General features: G+C 39.5%; 19 protein-coding genes. 9 read left to right on the plus strand and 10 right to left on the minus strand.

Annotated elements, in window-relative coordinates:
• Positions 1 to 91: 91 nt before the first annotated feature.
• The gene (gene gyrA / locus AACV00_RS10400; RefSeq protein ID WP_070487166.1) at positions 92 to 2722 is read right to left on the minus strand and encodes a DNA topoisomerase (ATP-hydrolyzing) subunit A; all 2631 of its coding nucleotides are present in this window, start codon (positions 2720 to 2722) and stop codon (positions 92 to 94) included.
• 184 nt (positions 2723 to 2906) lie between these two features.
• On the opposite strand from gyrA, the gene ubiG reads away from it, so the two are divergent.
• The 6 genes from ubiG to tyrP all read left to right on the plus strand — a co-directional run bounded on the left by ubiG (position 2907) and on the right by tyrP (position 9485).
• On the plus strand, positions 2907 to 3644 hold the full coding sequence (gene ubiG, locus AACV00_RS10405) for a bifunctional 2-polyprenyl-6-hydroxyphenol methylase/3-demethylubiquinol 3-O-methyltransferase UbiG (protein ID WP_004243650.1): 738 nt from the start codon (positions 2907 to 2909) through the stop codon (positions 3642 to 3644).
• A gap of 361 nt (positions 3645 to 4005) precedes the next feature.
• A complete protein-coding gene (gene nrdA / locus AACV00_RS10410) occupies positions 4006 to 6297 on the plus strand; it encodes a class 1a ribonucleoside-diphosphate reductase subunit alpha (protein WP_004243653.1) in 2292 nt (763 codons plus the stop codon).
• Positions 6298 to 6308: 11 nt separating this feature from the next.
• Positions 6309 to 7439 carry a class Ia ribonucleoside-diphosphate reductase subunit beta gene (gene nrdB, locus AACV00_RS10415; RefSeq protein ID WP_004248376.1) on the plus strand — a complete coding sequence of 377 codons (1131 nt, stop codon included), beginning with the start codon at positions 6309 to 6311 and terminating at the stop codon, positions 7437 to 7439.
• A gap of 24 nt (positions 7440 to 7463) precedes the next feature.
• Positions 7464 to 7742 (plus strand): class I ribonucleotide reductase maintenance protein YfaE, encoded by a 279-nt coding sequence (yfaE, locus tag AACV00_RS10420; protein WP_004248377.1) that lies wholly within the window; start codon positions 7464 to 7466, stop codon positions 7740 to 7742.
• A gap of 107 nt (positions 7743 to 7849) precedes the next feature.
• Complete coding sequence (locus AACV00_RS10425) at positions 7850 to 8083, plus strand: YgdI/YgdR family lipoprotein (protein ID WP_004243656.1); 234 nt, start codon at positions 7850 to 7852, stop codon at positions 8081 to 8083.
• Between the two features lie 190 nt (positions 8084 to 8273).
• Positions 8274 to 9485 carry a tyrosine transporter TyrP gene (gene tyrP / locus AACV00_RS10430; RefSeq protein ID WP_036918615.1) on the plus strand — a complete coding sequence of 404 codons (1212 nt, stop codon included), beginning with the start codon at positions 8274 to 8276 and terminating at the stop codon, positions 9483 to 9485.
• A gap of 104 nt (positions 9486 to 9589) precedes the next feature.
• Here the strand turns inward: tyrP and AACV00_RS10435 are convergent, their stop codons facing one another.
• Positions 9590 to 10132 carry a YfaZ family outer membrane protein gene (locus AACV00_RS10435; RefSeq protein ID WP_004248380.1) on the minus strand — a complete coding sequence of 181 codons (543 nt, stop codon included), beginning with the start codon at positions 10130 to 10132 and terminating at the stop codon, positions 9590 to 9592.
• A 282-nt stretch (positions 10133 to 10414) separates the two neighbouring features.
• Between AACV00_RS10435 and AACV00_RS10440 the strand changes: the two genes are divergently transcribed.
• The gene (locus AACV00_RS10440) at positions 10415 to 11869 is read left to right on the plus strand and encodes a catalase (protein ID WP_004248382.1); all 1455 of its coding nucleotides are present in this window, start codon (positions 10415 to 10417) and stop codon (positions 11867 to 11869) included.
• Between the two features lie 95 nt (positions 11870 to 11964).
• Here AACV00_RS10440 and menE read toward each other — a convergent pair whose 3' ends face one another.
• The 6 genes from menE to AACV00_RS10470 form a co-directional block, all read right to left on the minus strand.
• The gene (gene menE, locus AACV00_RS10445; RefSeq protein WP_143475562.1) at positions 11965 to 13389 is read right to left on the minus strand and encodes an o-succinylbenzoate--CoA ligase; all 1425 of its coding nucleotides are present in this window, start codon (positions 13387 to 13389) and stop codon (positions 11965 to 11967) included.
• The gene (gene menC / locus AACV00_RS10450; protein ID WP_004243667.1) at positions 13377 to 14348 is read right to left on the minus strand and encodes an o-succinylbenzoate synthase; all 972 of its coding nucleotides are present in this window, start codon (positions 14346 to 14348) and stop codon (positions 13377 to 13379) included. The genes menE and menC overlap by 13 nt, the downstream gene beginning before the upstream one ends.
• Positions 14348 to 15205, minus strand: a complete 858-nt coding sequence (gene menB, locus AACV00_RS10455) for a 1,4-dihydroxy-2-naphthoyl-CoA synthase (RefSeq protein WP_004243669.1) — start codon at positions 15203 to 15205, stop codon at positions 14348 to 14350. The genes menC and menB overlap by 1 nt, the downstream gene beginning before the upstream one ends.
• Positions 15206 to 15217: 12 nt before the next feature.
• Positions 15218 to 15985 carry a 2-succinyl-6-hydroxy-2,4-cyclohexadiene-1-carboxylate synthase gene (gene menH / locus AACV00_RS10460; protein ID WP_049199307.1) on the minus strand — a complete coding sequence of 256 codons (768 nt, stop codon included), beginning with the start codon at positions 15983 to 15985 and terminating at the stop codon, positions 15218 to 15220.
• Positions 15969 to 17654: a 2-succinyl-5-enolpyruvyl-6-hydroxy-3-cyclohexene-1-carboxylic-acid synthase gene (gene menD, locus AACV00_RS10465; protein WP_108716893.1), complete on the minus strand. Its 1686-nt coding sequence runs from the start codon at positions 17652 to 17654 to the stop codon at positions 15969 to 15971. The genes menH and menD overlap by 17 nt, the downstream gene beginning before the upstream one ends.
• 341 nt (positions 17655 to 17995) lie before the next feature.
• Positions 17996 to 19324 carry an isochorismate synthase gene (locus AACV00_RS10470; protein WP_004243673.1) on the minus strand — a complete coding sequence of 443 codons (1329 nt, stop codon included), beginning with the start codon at positions 19322 to 19324 and terminating at the stop codon, positions 17996 to 17998.
• Between the two features lie 211 nt (positions 19325 to 19535).
• Between AACV00_RS10470 and AACV00_RS10475 the strand changes: the two genes are divergently transcribed.
• The gene (locus AACV00_RS10475) at positions 19536 to 20747 is read left to right on the plus strand and encodes an alpha-xenorhabdolysin family binary toxin subunit A (RefSeq protein WP_004243675.1); all 1212 of its coding nucleotides are present in this window, start codon (positions 19536 to 19538) and stop codon (positions 20745 to 20747) included.
• A gap of 14 nt (positions 20748 to 20761) precedes the next feature.
• On the plus strand, positions 20762 to 21769 hold the full coding sequence (locus AACV00_RS10480; protein WP_004243678.1) for an alpha-xenorhabdolysin family binary toxin subunit B: 1008 nt from the start codon (positions 20762 to 20764) through the stop codon (positions 21767 to 21769).
• Positions 21770 to 22132: 363 nt separating this feature from the next.
• Here AACV00_RS10480 and nuoN read toward each other — a convergent pair whose 3' ends face one another.
• A complete protein-coding gene (nuoN, locus tag AACV00_RS10485; RefSeq protein ID WP_004243680.1) occupies positions 22133 to 23602 on the minus strand; it encodes an NADH-quinone oxidoreductase subunit NuoN in 1470 nt (489 codons plus the stop codon).
• 6 nt (positions 23603 to 23608) lie between these two features.
• Positions 23609 to 25138 carry an NADH-quinone oxidoreductase subunit M gene (gene nuoM / locus AACV00_RS10490; RefSeq protein WP_004243685.1) on the minus strand — a complete coding sequence of 510 codons (1530 nt, stop codon included), beginning with the start codon at positions 25136 to 25138 and terminating at the stop codon, positions 23609 to 23611.
• Positions 25139 to 25141: the final 3 nt, after the last annotated feature.

A 25141-nucleotide genomic window follows, 5' to 3' on the forward strand; every position in this document is an offset into this window, starting at 1 on the left:
TGATAAAATTTATTGGCTAATAAATGCTTATAATATAAAAAAGCAGGCATTCCGCCTGCTTTTTTTGCTTTAAGTTACTGAAAAATAGCTATTATTCTTCACTATCCGCATCATCTGTTGGTTCAGACTCTGGAACATCAGAGATATTGTCGCTGATCATTTCATCAACTTCATCATCATCTAATGCATCATCTTCATCTTCAACACGTTGTAAGCCAACGACTAGCTCGTCTTCTGTAGTACGGATCAAGGTAACACCTTGTGTATTACGTCCCACAATGCTGACTTCTGATACTCGGGTACGCACTAACGTTCCGGCATTGGTGATCATCATAATCTGGTCAGTTTCTTCAACTTGAATAGCGCCTACCACTTTACCATTACGCTCACTCACTTTAATCGAGATAACGCCTTGTGTTGCACGGTTTTTGGTTGGGTATTCACTTTGAACGGTACGTTTACCATAACCATTTTCAGTCACTGTTAAGATATCACCTTCGCCACGAGGAATGATCAGTGAAACCACTTTATCATCATCAACCAGTTTCATACCACGAACACCTGTCGCAGTACGACCCATTGGGCGAACACACTCTTCTGCGAAACGAACCACTTTACCATCTGCTGAGAACAGCATAGCTTCATTACTACCGTCGGTTAAATCAACACCGATAAGCTCATCGCCATCATTTAAATTAACCGCGATAATACCGGCACTACGAGGACGACTGAAGTCTTGTAATGGTGTCTTTTTAACCGTACCGCTCGCCGTTGCCATAAAGACAAATTTACCTTCTTCATACTCTCTTACTGGAAGAATAGCGGTGATCCGCTCATCTTGCTCTAGAGGTAATAAATTGATAATTGGGCGACCACGAGCACCGCGGCTCGCTTCTGGTAACTGATAAACTTTCATCCAGTACAGGCGACCACGACTTGAGAAACACAAAATAGTATCGTGTGTATTAGCCACCAGTAGGCGATCGATAAAGTCTTCTTCTTTGATCCTTGCGGCTGACTTACCTTTTCCTCCACGACGTTGCGCTTCATAATCAGTCAATGGCTGATATTTAACGTAACCTTGGTGAGATAGTGTCACAACCACATTTTCTTCATTAATCAGATCTTCGATATTAATATCAGCGGTATTTTCAGTGATTTCAGTACGACGAGGATCGTTATATTGTGTTTTGATTGCTGTTAGCTCTTCACGAATAACGTCCATTAAACGCTCAGGGCTTCTCAAAATATGCAATAACTCAGCAATTTGTAGCAGTAATTCACGATATTCATCTAGCAGTTTTTCATGCTCAAGTCCAGTTAGTTTCTGCAAACGCAGATCTAAAATGGCTTGTGCTTGTTGTTCTGTTAGATAGTATTTACCGTCATGCACACCAAATTGTGGCTCTAACCACTCAGGGCGAGCAACATTGCTATCACCAGCACGCTCTAACATCGCAGACACGCTACCGAGATCCCAAGGTTGGGCAATTAATGCTGCTTTCGCTTCTGCTGGGGTTGGTGCTTGACGAATTAATTCAATCACAGGATCGATATTGGCCAAAGCGACCGCAAGTGCTTCTAAGATATGAGCACGATCACGCGCTTTACGTAATTCAAAAATGGTACGACGAGTCACCACTTCACGACGATGGCGAATAAAGGCTGCGATAATTTCTTTTAGGTTCAATAATTTTGGTTGGCCTTGATGAAGCGCAACCATATTAATACCAAAAGAGACTTGCATTTGAGTTTGTGAAAAGAGGTGATTTAATACTACTTCACCGACTGCATCACGTTTGATCTCAACAACAATACGCATACCGTCTTTATCAGACTCGTCACGTAATCCGCTGATACCTTCAATACGTTTATCTTTTACAAGCTCCGCAATTTTTTCAATTAAACGGGCTTTATTCACCTGATAAGGAATTTCTGTCACGATAATGGTTTCGCGACCTGTTTTCTCATCAGTTTCAATATCAGCCTGAGCACGGATATAAATCTTTCCACGCCCTGTACGATAAGCATCTAATATTCCTCTGCGACCATTAATAATCGCAGCAGTCGGAAAATCAGGCCCAGTAATATATTCCATTAATTCTTCTATGGTGATGTCTTCATTATCAACATAGGCAAGACAACCGTCGATAACTTCACCGAGGTTATGCGGAGGGATATTCGTTGCCATCCCAACGGCAATACCTGAAGAGCCATTAACTAACAAGTTTGGAATACGGGTTGGCATAACAGCCGGTATATTTTCTGTTCCATCATAGTTAGGAACAAAGTCGACCGTCTCTTTTTCCAAATCCGCCAGCAGTTCATGGGCGATCTTCGCCATACGAACTTCGGTATAACGCATAGCCGCCGCGGAGTCACCATCAACTGACCCGAAGTTACCCTGACCGTCAACCAACATGTAGCGCATAGAAAAAGGCTGTGCTAAACGAACAATCGTTTCATAGACAGCACTGTCACCGTGCGGGTGATATTTACCGATTACATCCCCAACAACACGGGCTGATTTTTTATAAGGTTTATTCCAATCGTTTCCCAGTACATTCATCGCAAATAGCACTCGGCGGTGTACTGGCTTCAGTCCGTCTCGAACATCGGGTAATGCGCGTCCTACAATAACGGACATCGCATAATCCAAATATGAGCTTTTCAGCTCTTCTTCGATATTAACTGGTGTGATTTCTCTGGCAATGTCGCTCATGGAGCCACTGTCCCTCATACTACGGATTCAAAGGTGTAGAACTATACCACAAATCGCCAATTTTAGGAAAACTGAAACAATGAAATTAATCACTCTTTCGCGATTCTCTTCGATTTAGCTTCGATTTCGCTCTCTAACATTGGTAGAATCATCGGTAATATGAAAATAGGAGTAATACTTTCTGATGAATGATAAAACAACCTCTTTGCATGCTAACGTAGATCAGCATGAAATCGACAAATTTGAGAGTGTCGCATCAAGATGGTGGGATCTTGAAGGTGAATTTAAACCCCTACATCGCATCAATCCACTAAGACTTAATTATATCCAAGAACGTGCTGATGGCTTATTTGGTAAAAAAGTACTTGATGTTGGGTGTGGTGGCGGTATTTTATCTGAAAGTATGGCCCGTGTTGGTGCAGAAGTCACCGGACTCGATATGGGTAAAGAGCCATTAGAGGTCGCACGTCTACACTCACTGGAAACCGGTATCCCTGTCACCTATATACAAGATACGGTTGAAAACCATGCCGCAGAATATCCACAACGCTATGATGTGGTCACTTGTATGGAGATGTTAGAACACGTTCCAGACCCCTCCTCCATTGTAAGATCATGTGCCAAACTGGTGAAACCAGGTGGACATGTATTCTTTTCTACCATCAACCGTAATAAAAAAGCGTGGTTTATGCTGGTGGTAGGCGCGGAGTATATTCTGAATATGGTTCCTAAAGGCACCCATGATGCGAATAAATTTATTCGTCCCTCAGAATTATTAAGCTGGGTCGATGAAACCAATTTACGTAGCAAAAATATGATTGGGTTACATTACAATCCTATTACAGACAAATTCCGATTAGCGCCAAATGTTGATGTTAATTACATGGTGCACACTCAAGCGACCGATAATTCGGATTTGTGAAATAGAGAGATTGATTTGGTTTAATAAAACATCAAACGATCACATTTTTAAAAATTGACTTTGCCTCTTTTTAGCGTCGTTTTAAGTTTCTGACTGCCTGTATTTATGCAGGGTACAGGCAGTTGTTAAAAAAATTATCCCCTATTTATCCACAGAAACATTCAGATTTGTACACTTGATCAATCCCTCAATTACCATTATCTTGTTATCACCATTTGAACAAACCCCTATATATTGTGTTTCCTTAAATTTCACACCACAAGACTCCTTGGCAATGTTTGTCATCGGGAGCGCTTTTTTGCGGTATAAAATTTCAGGTTGCCCATTTATAGGTCATTAAAGCCAGAAAGGTGCATCGCTCATGAATCACAGCCTGCTCGTCACAAAACGTGATGGTCATAAAGAACGCATTGACTTAGACAAAATTCACCGTGTTATTACTTGGGCCGCTGAAGGTCTAGAAAATGTCTCTGTTTCTCAAGTTGAGTTACGTTCTCAGATTCAGTTTTATGATGGTATCAAAACTGCCGATATCCATGAAACACTGGTTAAAGCTGCTGCAGACTTAATATCTGGTGAAACACCTGATTATCAGTATCTTGCTGCTCGTCTTGCTGTCTTTAATTTACGTAAAAAAGCCTATGGTCAATTTGAGCCACCGGCATTGTATGATCACGTTAAACATTTAGTTGAACTCGGTAAATATGACCGTCATCTTCTCGAAGATTACACCAAAGAAGAGTTCGAACAGATGGATAAGTTTATTGTTCATCAACGTGATATGAATTTCTCTTATGCAGCAGTGAAACAGCTAGAAGGTAAATATTTTGTTCAAAACCGTATTACTGGTGATATTTACGAAAGTGCACAATTTCTCTATGTGTTAGTTGCCGCTTGCCTATTTTCGCGTTATCCAAAAGAGACGCGTATGGATTATATTGAGCGCTTTTATAACGCGGTATCCACATTTAAAATTTCACTCCCAACACCTATTATGGCGGGTGTAAGAACTCCGACACGTCAATTTAGCTCCTGTGTTCTAATTGAGTGTGATGATAGCCTTGATTCTATCAATGCGACCTCAAGTGCTATTGTTAAATATGTATCTCAACGTGCAGGTATTGGAATTAATGCCGGTCGTATTCGTGCATTAGGTAGTGCTATTCGTAATGGTGAAGCATTCCACACCGGTTGTATCCCATTCTATAAGCACTTCCAAACGGCGGTAAAATCTTGTTCACAAGGTGGGGTACGTGGTGGTGCAGCAACGCTATTTTATCCTTTATGGCATTTAGAAGTTGAAAGCCTACTGGTATTAAAAAATAACCGTGGTGTTGAAGATAACCGTGTACGCCATCTCGATTATGGTGTGCAGTTAAACAAATTAATGTATGAACGTTTAATCAAAGGTCAGGATATTACATTATTTAGCCCGTCTGATGTGCCGGGTCTCTATGATGCATTCTTTGCTGATCAAGACGAATTTGAACGTTTATATGTACAATATGAGAAAGATAAGAGTATCCGCCAAAAACAAGTTAAAGCGGTTGAATTATTCTCACTCATGATGCAAGAGCGTGCCTCTACAGGTCGTATCTATATTCAAAACGTTGACCACTGTAATACACACAGTCCGTTTGATCCGGCGATTGCACCTATCCGTCAATCAAACTTATGTTTAGAAATAGCACTACCAACCAAACCATTAAATGATATTAAAGATCCAAATGGTGAAATTGCCCTGTGTACACTTTCGGCCTTTAATCTTGGGGCGATTGAAAATCTAGACGATTTAGAAGAGCTAGCACGTTTAGCCGTTCGCGCGTTAGATGCTTTGTTAGATTACCAAGATTATCCAATTTTAGCAGCTAAACAAGGTGCTATGGGTCGTCGTACACTGGGTATTGGTGTGATCAACTTTGCTTATTATCTGGCTAAACACGGTGTTCGCTACTCAGATGGTAGTGCAAACAACTTAACACACCGTGCCTTTGAAGCTATTCAATACTATTTATTAAAAGCATCAAATGAATTAGCAAAAGAGCAAGGGGCATGCCCATGGTTTAATGAAACCACCTATGCAGAAGGTATCTTACCTATTGATACTTATAAAAAATCATTAGATGTACTGACTAATGAACCTCTGCATTATGACTGGGAAAGCTTACGCAAAGAGATCAAACAATACGGTTTACGTAACTCAACGCTCTCTGCATTGATGCCATCAGAAACATCATCACAAATATCAAATGCAACCAATGGTATCGAACCACCTCGTGGTTATATCAGTATTAAAGCTTCTAAAGATGGCATCTTACGTCAAGTGGTTCCAGAATATGAGCGCCTAAAAGGGGCTTATGAATTACTGTGGCAAATGCCAAGTATCGAAGGTTATTTGCAGTTAGTCGGTATTATGCAAAAGTTTGTCGACCAAGCGATTTCTGCCAACACTAACTACGATCCTACTCGTTTCCCTAGTGGTAAGGTTCCTATGAACCAGCTGCTAAAAGATTTGCTGCTCGCCTATAAATATGGTGTGAAAACACTCTATTATCACAATACCCGTGATGGTGCAGAAGATGTACAAGGTGATCTGGAAGAAGTCGTTGAAACGGCAGATTCAGATTGTGAAGGCGGCGCGTGTAAAATTTAATTGAGGAAGCTATGTCTTATACCACTTTTTCACAAGTTAGAAATGATCAGCTTCAGGAGCCCATGTTTTTTGGGCAACCTGTTAACGTAGCGCGTTATGATCAGCAAAAGTACCCTATTTTTGAAAAACTAATTGAAAAGCAACTCTCTTTCTTCTGGCGTCCAGAAGAAGTTGATGTTTCTCGTGATCGTATTGACTACAATGCGCTTCCCGATCACGAAAAACACATTTTTATTAGTAATTTAAAATATCAAACTCTGCTTGATTCGATCCAAGGTAGAAGCCCTAACGTGGCATTTTTACCTTTAATTTCGATTCCAGAATTAGAAACTTGGGTAGAAACATGGTCGTTCTCTGAAACCATCCATTCACGCTCTTATACCCATATTATTCGTAATATCGTCAACGATCCGTCGGTCGTTTTTGATGATATTGTTGAAAATGAAGAGATTTTAAAACGTGCTCGTGATATCTCATCTTATTATGATGAGTTAATCAATTTAACTAACCTTTACCATATGTTTGGTGAAGGTACGCACCAAATAAAAGGTAAAACTGTTGAAGTTACTTTACGTAAGCTTAAAAAACAGCTTTACCTATGCTTAATGAGTGTTAATGCTTTAGAAGCGATTCGTTTCTATGTCAGCTTTGCCTGTTCATTTGCCTTTGCAGAGCGCGAACTGATGGAAGGTAACGCTAAAATCATTAAATTGATTGCCCGTGATGAAGCATTACACTTAACTGGCACACAGCATATGCTCAATTTACTGCGTTCAGGTCAAGATGATCCTGAAATGGCCGAAATTGCCGCAGAATGCGAACAAGAATGTTATGACCTATTTGTTGAAGCAGCAGAGCAAGAAAAAGAGTGGGCAGAATACCTATTCTCAGAAGGCTCTATGATCGGTTTAAATAAAGAGATCCTTTGCCAATATGTTGAATATATTACTAATATTCGTATGCAGGCAGTAGGACTTAAATTGCCGTTTAAAGCACGTTCAAACCCTATTCCATGGATTAATGCTTGGTTAGTATCTGATAATGTGCAAGTTGCACCACAAGAAGTTGAAGTAAGCTCATATCTAGTAGGTCAAATCGACTCACAAGTAGATACTGATGATTTAAGTAACTTCGAACTGTAAAACAGAGAACTAGCGCTATACATTATGGCATCTCATAAAGTGACCCTGCACCAGCAGGGTCTATCAACCGCATTAGAATTTAGCTCTGAAACGCATCCTTCCTTGTTGGATACGTTAGAGCGCAGCAAAATTCAAATCGAATATCAATGCCGAGAAGGTTATTGTGGCTCTTGCCGATTACGCTTAGTAAAAGGCAAAGTATGTTATCGCAATGAACCATTGGCATTTATTCAAGCTGATGAAATTTTACCTTGTAGCTGTCACCCTGTGAGTGATATCGAAATCGAGATCTGCACAAAGTAAAACCATTGACTATAATGATCACTGTTTTCTTATATTGTTCTTTTTCTAACACAAATGTGTATTTTTAACTAAAGTTAAATAACAGAGTTATAAAAAGGATCGTTACTATGAAACTAAAAACTATTTTACCGATTTGTGCCGCCTCTTTCTCTTTACTGCTATTAGCAGGTTGTTCATCTCCACAAAAAATTGAAACCGTCGATGGGCAAACCATTTTGACCACAGATAAACCTCAAGAAGATGAGTCTACCGGATTAATTATTTATAAAGATGCTGAAACCGGTGCAATCAAACAAATTAATCGTGATCAAATAAGAAGAATGGTTGAGCTTGATGATTAATTAATCTTTTTTTGTCATTCAACAATCAAAGACATGTTAAATAGCGCCAACATTTTGTTGGCGTTTTTTTATATCCCCTCTATTTTGTAAACAAAACATTACACCTATCGTAATTAAAATTTGACAGAAATTTACCATTCTTATACCCTACTTTTAACTAGGTAAAATAGTTTGGAAAAACGAGGACTTTGTGAAAAATCGCACTATAGGCAGTGTATTTATTGTTGCAGGAACAACAATTGGTGCAGGAATGTTGGCAATGCCACTTGCTGCTGTGGGTATTGGCTTTAGTACCATGGTATTATTGCTGGTGGGCTTATGGCTATTAATGAGTTACACCGCGCTTTTATTAGTAGAAGTCTATCAATACAACGATCCCCATACAGGCCTTGGCTCTATTGCGAAACGTTATCTGGGTATTGGAGGACAAGTCGTTACAGGTTTAGCTTTGCTACTTCTTATGTATGCTTTAACAACGGCTTATATCAGTGGTGCGGGTGAACTATTAGCTTCGACTTTATCTTCTTGGATTGGTCATAAGATAACCATCACACAAGGTATCATTATCTTTACAGTTATTGGTGGTGCGGTAGTCGGTATTGGTACCACTTCTGTGGATATGATTAACCGCTTACTCTTTACAGCAAAAGTTATTTTCTTAATTTTTATGCTGGTAGTCATGTTACCCCATGTGGAAAAAGTCAACTTAACCTCTATGCCTATCGCTCAGGGACTCGTTTTTTCTGCGATCCCGGTTATTTTTACCTCTTTTGGTTTCCACGGTAGTGTACCCAGTATTGTCAGTTACATGGATGGCAATATCAAAAAACTACGCCTCATATTTATCGTAGGTAGCGCAATCCCTCTTATTGCTTATATTTTATGGCAATTAGCAACATTAGGAGCTATTCCCACCACCACCTTTATGGGGATTTTAGCCCAAGAATCTGGCTTAAATGGCCTACTCACCGCCATCCGTGATGTGGTTGCTACACCGCGAGTCAATATTGCTGTCAACCTTTTCGCAGCCCTTGCACTCGCCACCTCTTTTTTAGGCGTAGCATTAGGGTTATTTGATTATCTAGCTGATTTATTTAAACGCAGTAATCGCGCATCTGGTCGTTTTCAGTCTGGTTTATTAACCTTTGTTCCCCCGCTATTCTGTGCGTTATTTTTCCCTAACTTTGTGCAAGCCTTAGCCTATGCCGCAATTGCTTTATCTATTCTCGCACTATTATTACCAGCACTTCTGGTATGGAAAGTAAGACAGCAAAAGCAGACTACAGAGCATTATAAAGTTAAAGGCGGTAAGCCAGCCTTAGCCATCGTATTTATCTGCGGGTTAGTAGTGATTGGTATTCAAATTGCGATTACCTTTAATATATTGCCACAAGTGGGTTAATCACCATTAGCTGATAAAAATCAAATAAAAAGCAGGTGTTAATTGTAACACCTGCTAAAAATAAATAACTAAACGGGAAAAACCTAATGTTTCCGTTATTGATATTAGAAACTTAAACCAGCTCCTACATAGAAACCATCAGCAAGTTTATTGTTACTGTGATTATGCGCGTTTTCAATTTCAATCACCCGATAACCCGCATTAACATGAAGTGGTTTAAATACCGTGTATTTAGCACCAACATCAGCTTCATAATAGGATTTACTTCCTGATGTTAATCCTTCCGGCGAAGCGTAAGCTTCACCATAAACACTCAGTGAAGGTAAAACACGCCAATTAAGTCCAACACCACCAGCTAATGCCGCGCCGTCATCACCATTTTTGGGAGAGAGGTAAAGTGCTTTACCACCAACGCTTGCTGAGAATGGGCCAAGAGGTAACGCAAATTTTGCACCTAAACTACCTAATTGACCATCGTGATCACTACGTGCCCAGTTACCGTTAAAAGAAAGTCCAGAATCGGCATCTCCTAAACCTGCTTGTACATCAGTATAATGTTTACCCGCTTGCACATTCATCGATATGGCATTGGCATTAGCAGAAATAAGTAATGCGCTCATTGCTCCTAATAATAAAAACTTTTTCATTATGATTACCCCAGCAAATAATTTTCCCAACTTATAATTATACAGCAAATTTATTAAACAATTTTACTGAGAATTGAAAGTCAATGTTTAGATTTTTCAATCTATGTAAATAAGTTACATCTATCAATACTATCGGTCCAATGGGTTTTATTAATAATTTTAATCTTGCTAAAGTGGAATTACAGTAAAAATTAACCATAATAAATATAAGGCTGTTCGCTTCGTTTTATTCACCCATGCTATTTTTTAATGTTCACTATTCCACAAATTGGAGAAGATGTGATGGAAAAGAAAAAGCTCACAACGGCGGCTGGTGCACCAGTTGTAGATAATAATAATGTAATAACAGCAGGACCTCGTGGTCCAATGTTACTACAAGATGTCTGGTTTTTAGAAAAACTCGCCCATTTTGATCGTGAAGTTATTCCTGAAAGACGTATGCACGCAAAAGGCTCTGGTGCCTTTGGTACATTTACGGTCACTCACGATATTACGAAATATACTCGAGCTAAAATTTTCTCTGAAGTGGGTAAAAAAACAGAAATGTTTGCTCGTTTTTCAACAGTAGCGGGTGAACGTGGTGCAGCTGATGCTGAGCGCGATATTCGTGGATTTGCCTTAAAATTTTATACAGAAGAAGGTAACTGGGATATGGTGGGTAATAATACTCCTGTATTCTATCTACGTGATCCCCTTAAATTCCCTGATCTTAACCATATCGTAAAACGTGACCCTCGCACTAATATGCGTAATATGGCTTATAAATGGGATTTCTTTTCTCATTTACCAGAATCTCTACACCAATTAACTATCGATATGAGCGATCGTGGTTTACCTTTAAGCTATCGCTTTGTGCATGGTTTTGGTAGCCACACTTATAGCTTTATCAATAAAGATAATGAACGTTTCTGGGTTAAATTCCATTTCCGTTGCCAACAAGGCATCAAAAACTTAATGGATGATGAAGCGGAAGCTCTAGTAGGTAAAGATAGAGAAAGCTCTCAGCGTGATCTTTTTGAAGCCATTGAACGTGGTGATTATCCGCGTTGGAAGTTACAAATTCAGATCATGCCAGAAAAAGAGGCATCAACTGTGCCTTATAACCCATTTGATTTAACCAAAGTTTGGCCACATGCTGATTATCCACTCATGGATGTCGGTTACTTTGAGTTAAACCGTAATCCAGATAACTACTTCTCTGATGTTGAACAAGCTGCATTTAGCCCTGCGAATATTGTTCCAGGTATTAGCTTCTCACCAGATAAGATGTTACAAGGTCGTCTATTCTCTTATGGTGATGCGCATCGTTACCGTTTAGGCGTTAACCATCATCAAATCCCTGTTAATGCCCCAAAATGCCCATTCCATAATTATCATCGTGATGGTGCTATGCGTGTTGATGGTAATAGTGGTAATGGTATTACTTATGAGCCAAATAGTGGTGGTGTGTTCCAAGAGCAACCTGACTTTAAAGAGCCACCACTTTCTATTGAAGGTGCAGCCGATCACTGGAACCATCGTGAAGATGAAGATTATTTCAGCCAACCTCGTGCACTGTATGAGCTATTAAGCGATGACGAGCATCAACGTATGTTTGCGCGTATTGCGGGCGAATTATCACAAGCAAGTAAAGAAACACAACAACGCCAAATCGACTTATTTACCAAAGTTCATCCTGAATATGGCGCTGGTGTTGAAAAAGCGATTAAAGTGTTAGAAGGGAAAGACGCTAAATAACCTGATAACAAGAAGCCCTGTGAGCAACTCGGCAAAATAATAAGGCGCCTGTAGTTTGGGCGCCTTTCTTAAAGTCGTTCGATAAAATCGCAATATCAATTTACTTGTTGCCCTTTCACCCACTGTTGCACTTGTTTACGAGAGATTTTGATCCCTCCATTCTTTAGCTGTTCTGGTAATAGTAAACAAGCGATGGGACGTTGAAAGCCTGCTAAACGCGTATGATACCATTGTGGTAATTGATTAATTGTCTCAATATCAGTATCAACAACAGCAACGGGACGTTGACCAAATTCAATATCGTCAATCGGGACAATAAATGTTTGGCGAACATTAGGGTGACTATTTAGCACCTTTTCAATATCTTCTGGCTGTATACCTTCACCCGCACTAAAAAACAGATTATCTAATCGCCCTAAAATGCACCATTCCTCTTCTTTAAAACAACCTCTATCCCGTGTTGCATACCAAGCATCCTGAGTCTGTGATAACGGCTTTAATTGACCATCAAACCAATATCCTAATGCAACACTATCAGATTTGATCTGGATTTCATTATCCACTAATCTGACCGCTTTACCCTTTAATGGCGTACCAACTCCCGCTTTACCATCTGCGCGTTTTGCACAAACAGTAGAGGCCATTTCAGTCATGCCATAACCACACCAACACTGAATACCTTTACTTTCCGCACATTGGGTTAATTCAGTTGGGATCATCGCTCCCCCTAATAAAACCGCTTTTAATGTGATGGGCTGCGAACTATCCTGTTGTGTATTTTGTAATAAACGCCAAAGTTGCGTTGGCACTAAAGAAGCATGAGTACAGCCTTGCAAAGCAGCAATAAAGGGGTGCATATTACGCACTACCAAGGTAGCGCCTCGTAATAACCAACGCCAAAGAATTCCTTGCCCAGATACATGAAAGAGAGGTAAAGACAATAACCAACTGTCGCTTTTTTCAAAGGGTATCAATTCAAGAACACCTTCTGCACTACAAAGATGAGCTTGAAAAGTATGTACTGCGGCTTTAGGTAAACCTGATGATCCAGAGGTTAAGATCAGTGTTGCCATACGAGAAGATGCCCATGCAACACCTGCCATGTTATTTTTATCTTGATGTGATTTATTATTGAATTCGACACCTGAAAGATCGAGTAACCTCGCATCTAACTCAAGTGTTGATCCACTTAAATCAGCATAAAAATCGATGTTTAAATGGGGTAATAAATCATCAAGTAGAGACTTAGGGAGCTGAGGATCTAACGGTAATACTTTTGCACCGCATTGAAAAACAGCAAGTAGCGTAAAAACAACATGGATATGATTTTTACCACGTAGCAACACGGTACTTTTAGTATTAACACCCTGTTTCGCTAAATGGTTCGCCAATTGATTAATATGACAACTTAATTGTTGCCATGTTATAGGTGAATCACCGAATATGATGGCCGTTTCATTTGGGTTAAGCTGCGCCCAGTGATGCCACGGCCATTGTGTAAAATTAACTACTGTTGCCATACTGTCTTAAGCTGTTCAAGCGTGATAAGCGGAATATCTACATCTGGCCAACAACGAATAAGTTGTTGTTTGATAAGATCAACGGTATCTAAACCGGGAATAGAATCTGGCGTTAACCACTGAGCCACTCTTGCCAGTTGTGTCAATCCAAAGCTACTTTCAATACTCGAGCTAATAATCGCCTCTAGACCTAAAGCATGTGCTTGTTCAACGATAGATTGGCAACGAGCAAGACTTCCTACTAGCGTAGGCTTGATAACAATCGCTGTAACACCCTCTTGAGCTTTCACTTCAAAACCTTCATCACGCACAGTCTCATCCCAAGCAATATTGATACCTGTTGCTTGTGAAAAGGCGAGTGACTCTTCTGGGGTTTTGCATGGCTCTTCTAAAAATGCAATACGGTCGCGCCATTGTGGGTTCACGTACTTGGCAAAACCTTCTGCTTTAGCTGGCGTCCAACTGCGATTGGCATCAAGCCTTAGTTTTAAGTCGGGGATCGCCTCTAGTAATAAGTTGACGACAATACCATCTCGTACAGCTTCATACAGACCGACCTTAACTTTAGCAACTTTCTCCCCGCTCATTTCATTAAGACTTAAAATTAAGTCATCAGGATCACCGTTGCATAAAGGTGCGGCACGATAATTGGCTTCTTCTGGTAAAGTGCCTTCAAGCTCTGCTAATGCGCAACTAATACCAAAAGCGACACTTGGCAATTCACTGTCAGTAGGATTTTCACCTAGACACCAAGCTGCTAGCCAAGATTGTGCGGCATCTTGTGCTTGTTCTAACGTTTCATGGCTAAACTCAGGAAGAGGTGAAATTTCACCCCAACCTTGTTTGCCATTTTGCTCTAAACAGACAAGAAAACCATCACGCGTTTTTAATCTTTGGTAGCGCAGAACAACACCTGCCTCCATTGGCAGGCTGAATGAATAGAGTTTGGCGTTTCGCATTATGGGTTACGTTTAAATTTAGTGAAATCAGGATGACGTTTTTCATTAAAAGCATTACGTCCTTCTTGACCTTCATCTGTCATATAAAACAGCATGGTTGCATTACCAGCCAATTCTTGCAGACCCGCTTGACCATCACAGTCAGCATTTAATGCTGCTTTCAAGCAACGTAGTGCCATTGGGCTATTTTCTAGCATTTCACGACACCAACGTACCGTTTCTTTTTCAAGAGAAGCATAAGGAACAACGGTATTTACCAATCCCATATCTAATGCTTCTTGCGCATTATATTGGCGGCATAAGAACCAGATTTCGCGAGCTTTCTTCTGCCCGACAATACGTGCCATATAAGAAGCACCCCATCCACCATCAAATGAGCCTACTTTAGGACCAGTTTGACCAAAAATGGCATTGTCTGCAGCAATGGTTAAATCACACATCATATGTAAGACATGACCACCACCAATGGAGTAGCCAGCCACCATAGCAACAACAGGTTTAGGACAAGTACGAATTTGGCGTTGGAAATCTAATACGTTTAAGTGGTGAGTGCCACTTTCATCACGGTATCCACCGTAGTCACCACGGATCTTTTGGTCACCACCGGCACAAAACGCTTTTTCGCCAGCACCAGTAAGAATAATAGTACCAATTGAGTCATCGTAACGTGCATCGGCTAATGCTTGGATCATCTCTTTCACAGTCAAAGGACGGAAAGCATTACGCACTTGCGGGCGGTTAATCGTAATTTTGGCAATGCCATCGACAGATTTGTGGTAGAGGATATCTTCAAAACCTTCAGAACAATCCTGCCATTCAATCGGTGCATATAGCTTTTCTTCGCTCGGGTAAAGCATAATTAGGTTCCTTTAACCAAAGAGGGATAATACATGGTTTATCACCGCAGCATAAGCATCAGGCTGTGCCTGATGGGCATTATGACCAGCTTGCGGGATAGTCGTTAATGGCAGCGAATATTGCTGCGCTATTGATTGAAATTTTTTATCTTGCTCACCACACAACCAAATAAAGGGTAAGGTGAGTTGTTGTAATTCTGCAACTAACCAAGGCTGATGGCCTAAAGAGAGTGTTTCTAAACTTTCCGCAATACAAAAACCTGCATTACTACTGCGTTTTTCAACTAATAACTGACGCGTTTCATCGCTTAAATCAGCAAAGACAGGCTGTTGATACCATTGCGTTAATACATCATTAATAGGTTCATTGCGAAAACGCGCGGCCCAACGTTTATCATGTGCAATACGGTTTTGTCTTTCTATTGCATCATATAAACCTGGGTTTCCCCCTTCAACAATCAATCCCATTAATCCCGATGTTTCACCAAAACATGCGTGATACATCGCAATTCTGCCACCTAAAGAGTAACCAATCAGCCAGTAATGATTAATATCGTATTCTTTTAAAGTGTCATGGAGTAATGCACTCATCTCGACAAAATTATTTACCCCAATAGAGGCAGAGTTACCATGACGGGGCAAATCAATCACGAGTGAGGGATATTCATGGCAAGCCTTAATGACGGTCTCCCACTCATGACTGTCTCCTAATAGTCCATGCAACCAAACTAACCATGGCCCTTCGTTATGCGTGTTATATTGCCTACAAGCTAAAGTCATAAGCGGTTACCTGTTTTACCAACTGATTTAAGGTTTCAGCACCCTCAGTTTCATTGACAATCAATTCAATTAATGTTGTTTTGGCTTCCCCCTGCCAACATGCAGTCACTGTAGTAAACAGATCATCCCAACAGTTTGGTGCAACATAATCTAAACCAAACATGGCAGCAGCATGTTTAAAATTTAAAGCATGGGGCATGCAGTAAAAACGCTCCCGCTCTGCCATAGGCGTCGGTAACATAGAGAATATCTGCCCACCATTGTTATTGACGATAATCACCACATTTGGGGCATAGACTTGTTGATGTAGTGCCAAACTATTTAAATCATATAATGCCGATAAATCACCCAAGATAGTTAACGTCGGTTTTTGAGTGGCTCGATGAACACCTGCTGAGGTTGAAAGCAATCCATCAATGCCACTAGCACCACGATTACTCATAACAGGATAGCCCTGTGGCAATTGTGCAAAAGCATCAATTAAGCGCACAATTAAACTATTGCCAACAAAAAGCTGCCCATTGTGAGGAAGTAGATGATCTAACTGATGAGCAACTTGTGCTTCACCAAAATAGTCTGTTACTTCAGTAACATGTTGATAAGTTTGTGTAGCAATATGACTTAATGACAACGCCCAAGGTAAATTATCAATAGCAGGATGTGCCGTTAACCATTGACTCGGGGATAAGGTAAACTTCTCCCCTTGATGATGCCCCGGATCTAAACGTCCCGGAATAGCATCAATCACCCAATACATTTGCGGTGAGCAATTCGCTTGCCATTGTAATAAGCGTTTGCCTGTTAAACTGGAGCCAAATTGGATCACTATTTCTGCTTGGTTTAATTCAGCCTTCACTTGTGGATTATTTAGCCATAAGTCAGCACAAGGTAGTGGTTGTCCTGTTTGTGATAACACATCACCTAACAGAGGCCATCCCAATTGTGAGGCCCATTTGGCAACGGCAATCCCCTCTTTCGCACTGATACGTCCAGCAATAACTACCCCTTTTTTCTGACGTAGTCGATCCCATTGAGGGTGTGTAGTCACAGAGGGAGAAAGCGTTTCTTGTAACCAAGGTTTATCACTTTGCCACCACTTTCCTAATGCTTGTGTCCATGGTGTGTCATGCTCTATATCATCACCATATAATGGCTCTGCAAAAGGGCAGTTTACATGCAAATCACCATGCACAAGATTATTCATGGCATTATCTAATGTAGAAACCAGCCAACGAGCAGGAATATCTGCTGTAGGGCGTGGTAAAGAGAGTGTTTCTGAGGGATGGCTGGCAAAAATACCTTGTTGGCGTATAGCCTGATTGGCGCCACAATTAATTAGTTCAGGCGGTCTATCTGCCGTGAGAAAGATCACCCGTTCACCAGTAAGTCCCGCTTCAATTAAAGCGGGGTATAAGTTTGCCACTGCGGTACCTGAGGTGACAATCACAGCAACAGGCTGTTGGGTGGCTTTCGCCAAACCTAATGCTAAGTGACCTAAACCACGCTCATCGAAATGCGTATGACAAATAAGTTTATGATTGGCGGCTGCCGCAAGCGTTAAAGGCGTTGAACGTGATCCGGGTGCGATACAGATATGACGTAAACCATGACGAGTCAAAGTTTCCAGTATAACTTTAGCCCATTGGCGATTAAACGAACTATTAGACATTGATCATCCCAATAACGAAAACCTGCAATGACTATTATAATATCTGTTCCTAAATACTTTTCCTTAGCCTAGTTCAATGAACAGAAGTTTTCGTTAAATAAATCGTGAAAAAGAACTCTGATAAGAGTGTATTATTTAAGCTAAAGTACTTATCTTTTTAGGCTTAATTTTTATCGTTAACAAAAAGATAGCAATAACACTAGCTAGCACAAGAATAACATTAATTTATTAACAAGATGCAGTGACGAGTTGAAAGTAGCACTAAATGGCATCCTAATCAGTACTACTTATCAACACCCAGCTTATATATTATGAGAGCCACTGGATAAACTGCAAAGAATTCAACACTCTTTTTCTAATAAAGTGCGTAAACCTGCTGCTTTATTTTCAATTTCAGCCCACTCTTGCAAAGGATCAGATCCCGCAACCACCCCTGCGCCCGCATAAAGCGTTAATGCATCATCATGCAATTCACCGCAACGCAGGCTAACCGCAAATTCGGCATGGGGCAAAGACAAATAGCCCGCAGAGCCAGCATACCAACGGCGTTCAAAAGGTTCATGTTGACGAATAAAAGTGCGCGCAATAGAGCGCGGTAAGCCACAAACAGCCGCGGTAGGTTGTAAACGCTGTAAACAATCCACATCATCAGCATGGATAAGTTTACCGTGGATATAGCGACGCAGATGTTGCACTTTACGTAAGCGGATCACATCTGCTGACGACACATCAATCCCTTCTATCCCACCTTGTAATCGCTGACAAATATCATCAACTACCACCAGATTTTCATGTTGATTTTTTTTATCGTTCATTAGCCAATCAGCAAATGCTCTGGCCTGTTGTTCATTATCAGAACTTGCCACAGTGCCCGCTAACGCTTCGGTATAAAGCACAAATTCATCGCGTTTATACAATCTTTCTGGTGATGAGCCCATAAAAGCATCAGTAGGTGAAAAAGCCAGCATATAATGATAACAGTGATGATTAACATCTCGACTTGCTTTCATAAATTGAATAGCTTTTAACGGATTATCTAAGCTTAAGCAGGTTGCCCGTGCAGGTACTACTTTTTCAAATACACCTTGATTGATTTCCTCTAAAGCAATATTAAGATAGTCAGTCCATTGCTGTTGCGTTAACGAGTGCTCTACAGATGTTACTTTGACAGATAAAGGTGCAATATTCAGTGCATTTTTAAGTGAGCGAATAAAAGCAAGCGCACTTTGCTTATCTTCTTCTGCCAATAAATTAATATGGATCGACAGTTGTTGCTGACGTCTTATTTCGATGCGAGGTAAAAAAAGGTAAGCATCATCACCTTTTTCTTTATCAATACGCCCTGGAATAATGGTATCCCACGCGTTTAATCCCCAAATACGCACATCATCAGCATGCAATGAATGCCGATGTGTTGCTAAAAATCGATGAGCATCACGGATATGATTAAAGCACTTAACTTGTCCACAAGCGGCTACTTCTTCGCTTTCATCACGATGTTGCCAATAAAATTGCGGGTAATACGTTTGTGCTGCTAGCCATGAAAGTAAGGAAAATGACACCTCTGATGGCAAGATAACTTTCAAATGTAAAAGATCATCTTGTGCTGTCAGATTTATATTTTTAACTTTTTCGTACAGTGTCGAAAACACAGGATTAACCTTTTCCACTCTAAATACCTACTACTAATGAAAAGAAAGATTATACGTCTCTATAAGAATTATCAAAGTGCTGATTAATTATAACCTTTGTCATTTATCAAACTTTTGTTGTTTTCATGTTACAAAGGAGAAGCATTGACCAGATAATCGCAAATGGAAAACAGATCACTTCTAAATTATGCCTTAATCATAACAAATAATTATACATAAGAGAGGTTATATGGATACAACCACCCTTGATCATATAGATAAAGTGATTGAACAATACCAACTTCCCGAAGTCACTCTTAGCTTAATTCTAGGTAAAAATATCGATCATGGACGTAGTGCGGGTATTTTTACACCTTATGATCTTAATAAAATCAAATCTTATATTGATAAAGTATTAAAATTACCTTATCAAAAAGACACTATTATTGAATTATTAGGCTACGAAGATATTAACATTTCCCAAATATCAGCTGAAACTATTCAAACCCTCTTCTTAAATATGAGAACACATGCCTTTGAATGGCAAAAAATTGAATACTCAGTAAAACAGCAAGCTATTGATTTAGAGATCACCGGTAGAGAAATCACGAGTACAGGTGAGCAACTATTGGCATTTATTAATAAAATGCCAATTATAAAAAAAATAAATAGGAAAATTGAAGATATCACACCAGAAGAACTCAGTTCAATAAAATATTCAACACAAGATAAAAAAGTGTCTAAGCAACTTGTTGCCATTTTAGAAAGCATGAAAAATGATATTAATGAGCAATATAATAATACCTTAAAAATAAAAAACATGATTTATGATTTTAGAATAGAAATTGTGGGAGGTGAAAATAGTAAAGGTAATATATGTCATTCAATTTATTATGATATCATTAATAAAAAGAAATATATTAATGATTTTTTTGATAATAGTGATGATTCACTAAATGAACAGCGGATTTTATTAGAAAATGAAATTGAAATATTAAAAAAAGAGTATCAACACTTCGTGAAACTCGCCTTTACGGGGTTAGCATTCGGTATTATTGGTGTGATCATTACTGGAGGGATCTTTGGTTCAAAAGCTGAAAAAATCCGTAAAAAAAGAAATGAAACAATAGAGAAACTACATAATATCAATAAAGGAATAAAACAACAATCAACTATTTCTGAGTGTTTACAACGTTTTCAAGTCGATTTAGACGAAATAGAACAATATATTGAAGATGCTGATATGTCTGTGGAGCATCTTCTTTATATGTGGCAAACAATTTTAACTGAAATTAATGCTTCATTAATTAATTTTAAAAAAATTGATAATGCAATGGAGTTAATTAGATTTAGTATTTATTTAGAAAAAATCATTGCACCTTGGTATATGGTGGTCGGTTACTCAAAGGAAATGATGGCGGTATTTGATGAAGCTTTATCCTCTTTTTATTCATCTAAATAACAAAAGGAAATGTTATGAATAGCGTAACTTCACAATTACAGGAATTTGATTGCAATCAATTTTTCCATACTATTAAATCAATTAGAAAAATAACTTCTGAACTATTTGAACATGATAATATCTTAAATCATAATCTTATTACCATATCAATAAACAATAATAAAATTTATGATGAAATAATTATTTTCTCTATTCTACTAAAAAGCCGGCTAAACCAGAAATTGTTAACAGGGATATTTAAAAATATTAATGAAATTAATCATGCAATGGCTGATAGAGAGTTGACACAGCAATTATCAGAAAAACTGCTCCAAGAGAAAATGTTTATTGAGCAGTTATTTAAAGATGAATTAACTGAATCTATAGAAATTATAGAAAAGCACATCAGTTTTATTAATGATAAAAAACAGCTCTTAACAACCACCACTATTATTAGTGAAATAGATAAATTAATTAGAAATAAAGAAGAAATATCTATTGAAATCAATGAGAAAATTGCCAAACAAAAGTTATCGATTAATGAAATTAAAGAACAACTCGATATAATTACTAAAAGTGAAGATATTATTTATAATAAAAATATCCTCGATTTTTTTACCTCTCACCTGCCAAGTAAACAGACAATTTCTAAACTGCAGTTGGCTTCTTCAGAAAAAGATATTCTCTCTGTTTTTATCGATCTGCTAAAGCAATTTTTTACCCATCTGGAGAAAGGGTTTTCTTACCAAAAACTGGTAGAGACACGTCATACTCTTATTGATAACTATTTGATACAGATAAAAAATCTAACCAAACTAGAACAGAAAAAACAAGCTCTCTTATTTACCCTAAGTCGTTATTATGCAGTCACAGAAATTAATCAATATATTGATATGTTAAATCAACAATTATCGCTATTAGAGCAGTATTGGCATACATTAATAGAGCAACTGATACAATTAAAACGCAATCTTTCCGAGGCCAAAACCGTGCTCTCACCTCATCTTGTATTCCTTAATCACTTTTCACACCATTATCAATAATATTTTCACTAGCCAGACTTCATAACCCCCTTAAAACAGGGGGTATGATTGGTATAGTAGATATAGAGCCGTTCAATATAATCTGGTGCATTCACTCGGTATAAGCAACAACATCATAAATAAATTCAAAGTCCATAATGGTATCGACTTTATGAATAAGGTCATCTTCAGGAACAAGTTTATCAAGGGGAATTGTTGCGAACAAAAATTGCTGGGGGAAGGTATTCTTTTAACATATCGGTTAGCTCACTATTTGTACTAACCTGATAGATCAAACTTCTAACTAAAAACGAGGACTTTTCCGTAGTTTGAAGAGCCTGATAAAATATCAGGCTCTTTATCATAACAACGGGCAGATAAAAATTAATTTATCGCAGGTGCAATGATTGCAAAACGTGTCAGCTCAATCAATGGTTGTGGCCATACACCTAATACAATCACGATAATGGCGCAAACTAAAGTAATTAATGTTGCCATATTTTGTGATGTGGTCGTAACCGCTGGTGCATTATCGTTATCTGGTTTACGTAAGAAAACGATAGCTGCAGCACGTAGATAGTAGAATAAACCTATCGCACTACCTAACACTACCATGCCTGTTAACCACCACAAACTTGAATCAATACCAGCAAGAATAACATACAGTTTACCAATAAAGCCTAATGTTATTGGTACCCCTGCCAGTGATAGCATCATTAATGACATCACGATGGCAGCAACAGGACGACGCCAGAAAAGCCCACGATAATCTTCAAGAGACTCTAATTCACCTTTATTGTACGGGCTAGAAGCCACAGCAATCGCACCAAATGCACCTAAACTTGCAAAGAGATAACCTGCTAAATAAATCTCAGCGGTTTCTTGTGCCAGTATAGGGCTATATTGCAAGACAATTAATGCAACCAGTAAATAACCAAGGTGAGAGACAGAAGAGTAACCGAGTAAACGTTTTACGTTCTTCTGAGTCAGCGCCATGATATTACCAAACAGGATAGAGGCAATAGCCATAAAGCCTAAGATCATGCGTAATGTTTCGCTATCCGCCGCCGGTGCTTCAAGGAATAAGCGCATCACTACCGCAAATATACCAATCTTGCTCGCTGTCGCTAAAAATGCACCTGTTGGTGCTGGTGCACCTTGGTATACATCCGGTGTCCATAATTGGAATGGGAATAAAGAGAGCTTAAAACCAATTCCCACTAACATCATGCCTAACCCAGCAAGTACTAATGGTTTATGGATATTGCTATCACTTAAACTTTGCCCCATCGCCGTAAAGGAGAGATTTCCTGCTTCAGCATAAAGTAGTGCCATACCAAATAACAAGAAAGAAGAGGCCGCCGCAGAAAGCAGCATATATTTAATGCTCGCTTCCAGTGAAGGACGTTGTTGGAAAGCATAACCAATCAGACCAAATAACGGCAATGTTAGTAACTCAATACCAATAAACATTGACGCCAAGTGGTGCGCAGAAGAGAGTAAAATACCGCCAATGACAGCAATCGCCACCAGCATATAAAACTCTTCTTTATTATCTTGATAACCTTCCAACCAAGGATAAGCAAAAGCAACCGTGCCTAAACCAGCAATAATAGTTAATGCCGTGAAAAAGCTGGAATAACCATCTACATGGTAGAGGGTGGTCACATCAACTACGCCTAATGCATTAACGTAGTAAAGTGATCCGAGAGCGATGATAAAACCAGTTGCTGTCAAGGTGGCAATAGTAAAGTGATCGCGTCGCCACGCAATGGACAGCATCACAACCACCACCGTCAAGATGACGACTAACAGCGGTAGCATTGCGATCAATTGTTCAGGAGTTATTGTCATGGCGAATTACAGCCTTACTGTTGAAAGAGAAGCGGAATACCAAGTCTGGAGATTTTCCATTGCTGATATCGAGGTATCTAATACTGGTTGTGGGAAGAAGCCCAAAATAACCAATAAAACCACCAAGATAAACAGGATCAAAAATTCTCTCAGATTTAACCCTTTATAGGTTCTTTCTGCTGTTTTCGGTGAACCATAGTAAGCCTGTTGCATCATCCACAAAGCGTAGACAGAAGCAAAAACTAACCCAAAGACCGAAATAATAGTGATCAGCTTAAAGTGGCCATAAGTACCAAATAGGATCATAAACTCACCAACAAAGTTACCTGTTCCTGGCATACCTAAAGAGGCAACCGCAAAAAACAGTGAAAATGCTGGTAAGAAACGGATGCTTTTCCACAATCCACCCATTTGATTCATATCACGCGTACCTAAACGCTCATACAGCATGCCACACATGATAAACAGACCGGCAGCAGACAAACCATTGGTGATCATTTGAATAATCGCACCTTGGTAAGCCAAAACAGAGCCAGCATAAATCGCAATCACGATAAAGCCCATGTGAGAAATACTACTGTAAGCGGCCAGACGTTTAATATCCGTTTGACGGAATGCTAACAGTGCAGCGTAGAATACGGTGATTAAGCCTAGCCACATCGCAACAGGTGCCAGTAATGCAGACGCTTCTGGGAATAACGGTAAGTTAAAACGTAATAAACCGTAAGCGGCTGTTTTTAGCAAAATACCTGATAAGTCAACAGAGCCCGCCGTTGGTGCTTCTGCATGTGCATCAGCTAGCCAGCCATGAACGGGGACAATTGGCATTTTTACTGCGAATGCAGCAAAGAAGCCAAGCATCAGAATAAATTGCAGTTCACTACCTAATAAGGTGTGCGCTTGTAGTAAGGTGTCATAATTAAACGTCCAAATACCTGTTTTGCTGTAAAAAGCGACAGCTAAACCGATAATGGCCAGCAACATTAACAGGCCACTCGCCTGTGTATAAATAAAGAACTTAGTTGCTGCACTAACATGTTTTTCATCGCTACTTCCTTTATGTCCCCAAAGAGAGATAAGGAAATACATTGGGATCAACATCATTTCCCAAAAGAAGAAGAATAAGAACAAGTCAGTCGCTAAGAATACCCCCATAACACCTGCTAAGATCCACAGCAGGTTGAAATGGAAAGCCCCTTGAGATGGTTGATTTTCGCTCCATGAAGAGAGCACCGCTAAAATACCTAAAATAGCAGTTAATACCACCATCAATAATGACATGCCATCAAGTGCAAACTGAATATTAATCCCCAAAGCAGGGATCCACGGTACAAAGTAAAACTCTGTCCAGCGAGGTGCACCATCAACACTAATCAGTTGATAGTCACCTTGCAACCACAGTTGCACAGAAATAACGAGTGTTAATCCCATCGTCAGCAACGCAACCCAGCGAGGAACTTGCGAGCCGATTCGTTCAGCCTGCCAACTTAGCAGGCCACCGATGAAGGGAATAAGTATTAGCCAGGGTAATAACATGGC

It is taken from the genome of Proteus sp. G3927 (assembly GCF_963894685.1).
GTDB classification, from domain to species: Bacteria; Pseudomonadota; Gammaproteobacteria; order Enterobacterales; family Enterobacteriaceae; genus Proteus; species Proteus mirabilis.

Coding starts and splice junctions, on each gene's coding strand:
- gyrA (WP_070487166.1), bottom strand. CDS start 2,722: ATGAGCGACATTGCCAGAGAAATCACACCAGTTAATATCGAAGAAGAG.
- ubiG (WP_004243650.1), top strand. CDS start 2,907: ATGAATGATAAAACAACCTCTTTGCATGCTAACGTAGATCAGCATGAA.
- nrdA (WP_004243653.1), top strand. CDS start 4,006: ATGAATCACAGCCTGCTCGTCACAAAACGTGATGGTCATAAAGAACGC.
- nrdB (WP_004248376.1), top strand. CDS start 6,309: ATGTCTTATACCACTTTTTCACAAGTTAGAAATGATCAGCTTCAGGAG.
- yfaE (WP_004248377.1), top strand. CDS start 7,464: ATGGCATCTCATAAAGTGACCCTGCACCAGCAGGGTCTATCAACCGCA.
- AACV00_RS10425 (WP_004243656.1), top strand. CDS start 7,850: ATGAAACTAAAAACTATTTTACCGATTTGTGCCGCCTCTTTCTCTTTA.
- AACV00_RS10435 (WP_004248380.1), bottom strand. CDS start 10,132: ATGAAAAAGTTTTTATTATTAGGAGCAATGAGCGCATTACTTATTTCT.
- AACV00_RS10440 (WP_004248382.1), top strand. CDS start 10,415: ATGGAAAAGAAAAAGCTCACAACGGCGGCTGGTGCACCAGTTGTAGAT.
- menE (WP_143475562.1), bottom strand. CDS start 13,389: ATGGCAACAGTAGTTAATTTTACACAATGGCCGTGGCATCACTGGGCG.
- menC (WP_004243667.1), bottom strand. CDS start 14,348: ATGCGAAACGCCAAACTCTATTCATTCAGCCTGCCAATGGAGGCAGGT.
- menB (WP_004243669.1), bottom strand. CDS start 15,205: ATGCTTTACCCGAGCGAAGAAAAGCTATATGCACCGATTGAATGGCAG.
- menH (WP_049199307.1), bottom strand. CDS start 15,985: ATGACTTTAGCTTGTAGGCAATATAACACGCATAACGAAGGGCCATGG.
- menD (WP_108716893.1), bottom strand. CDS start 17,654: ATGTCTAATAGTTCGTTTAATCGCCAATGGGCTAAAGTTATACTGGAA.
- AACV00_RS10475 (WP_004243675.1), top strand. CDS start 19,536: ATGGATACAACCACCCTTGATCATATAGATAAAGTGATTGAACAATAC.
- AACV00_RS10480 (WP_004243678.1), top strand. CDS start 20,762: ATGAATAGCGTAACTTCACAATTACAGGAATTTGATTGCAATCAATTT.
- nuoN (WP_004243680.1), bottom strand. CDS start 23,602: ATGACAATAACTCCTGAACAATTGATCGCAATGCTACCGCTGTTAGTC.
- nuoM (WP_004243685.1), bottom strand. CDS start 25,138: ATGTTATTACCCTGGCTAATACTTATTCCCTTCATCGGTGGCCTGCTA.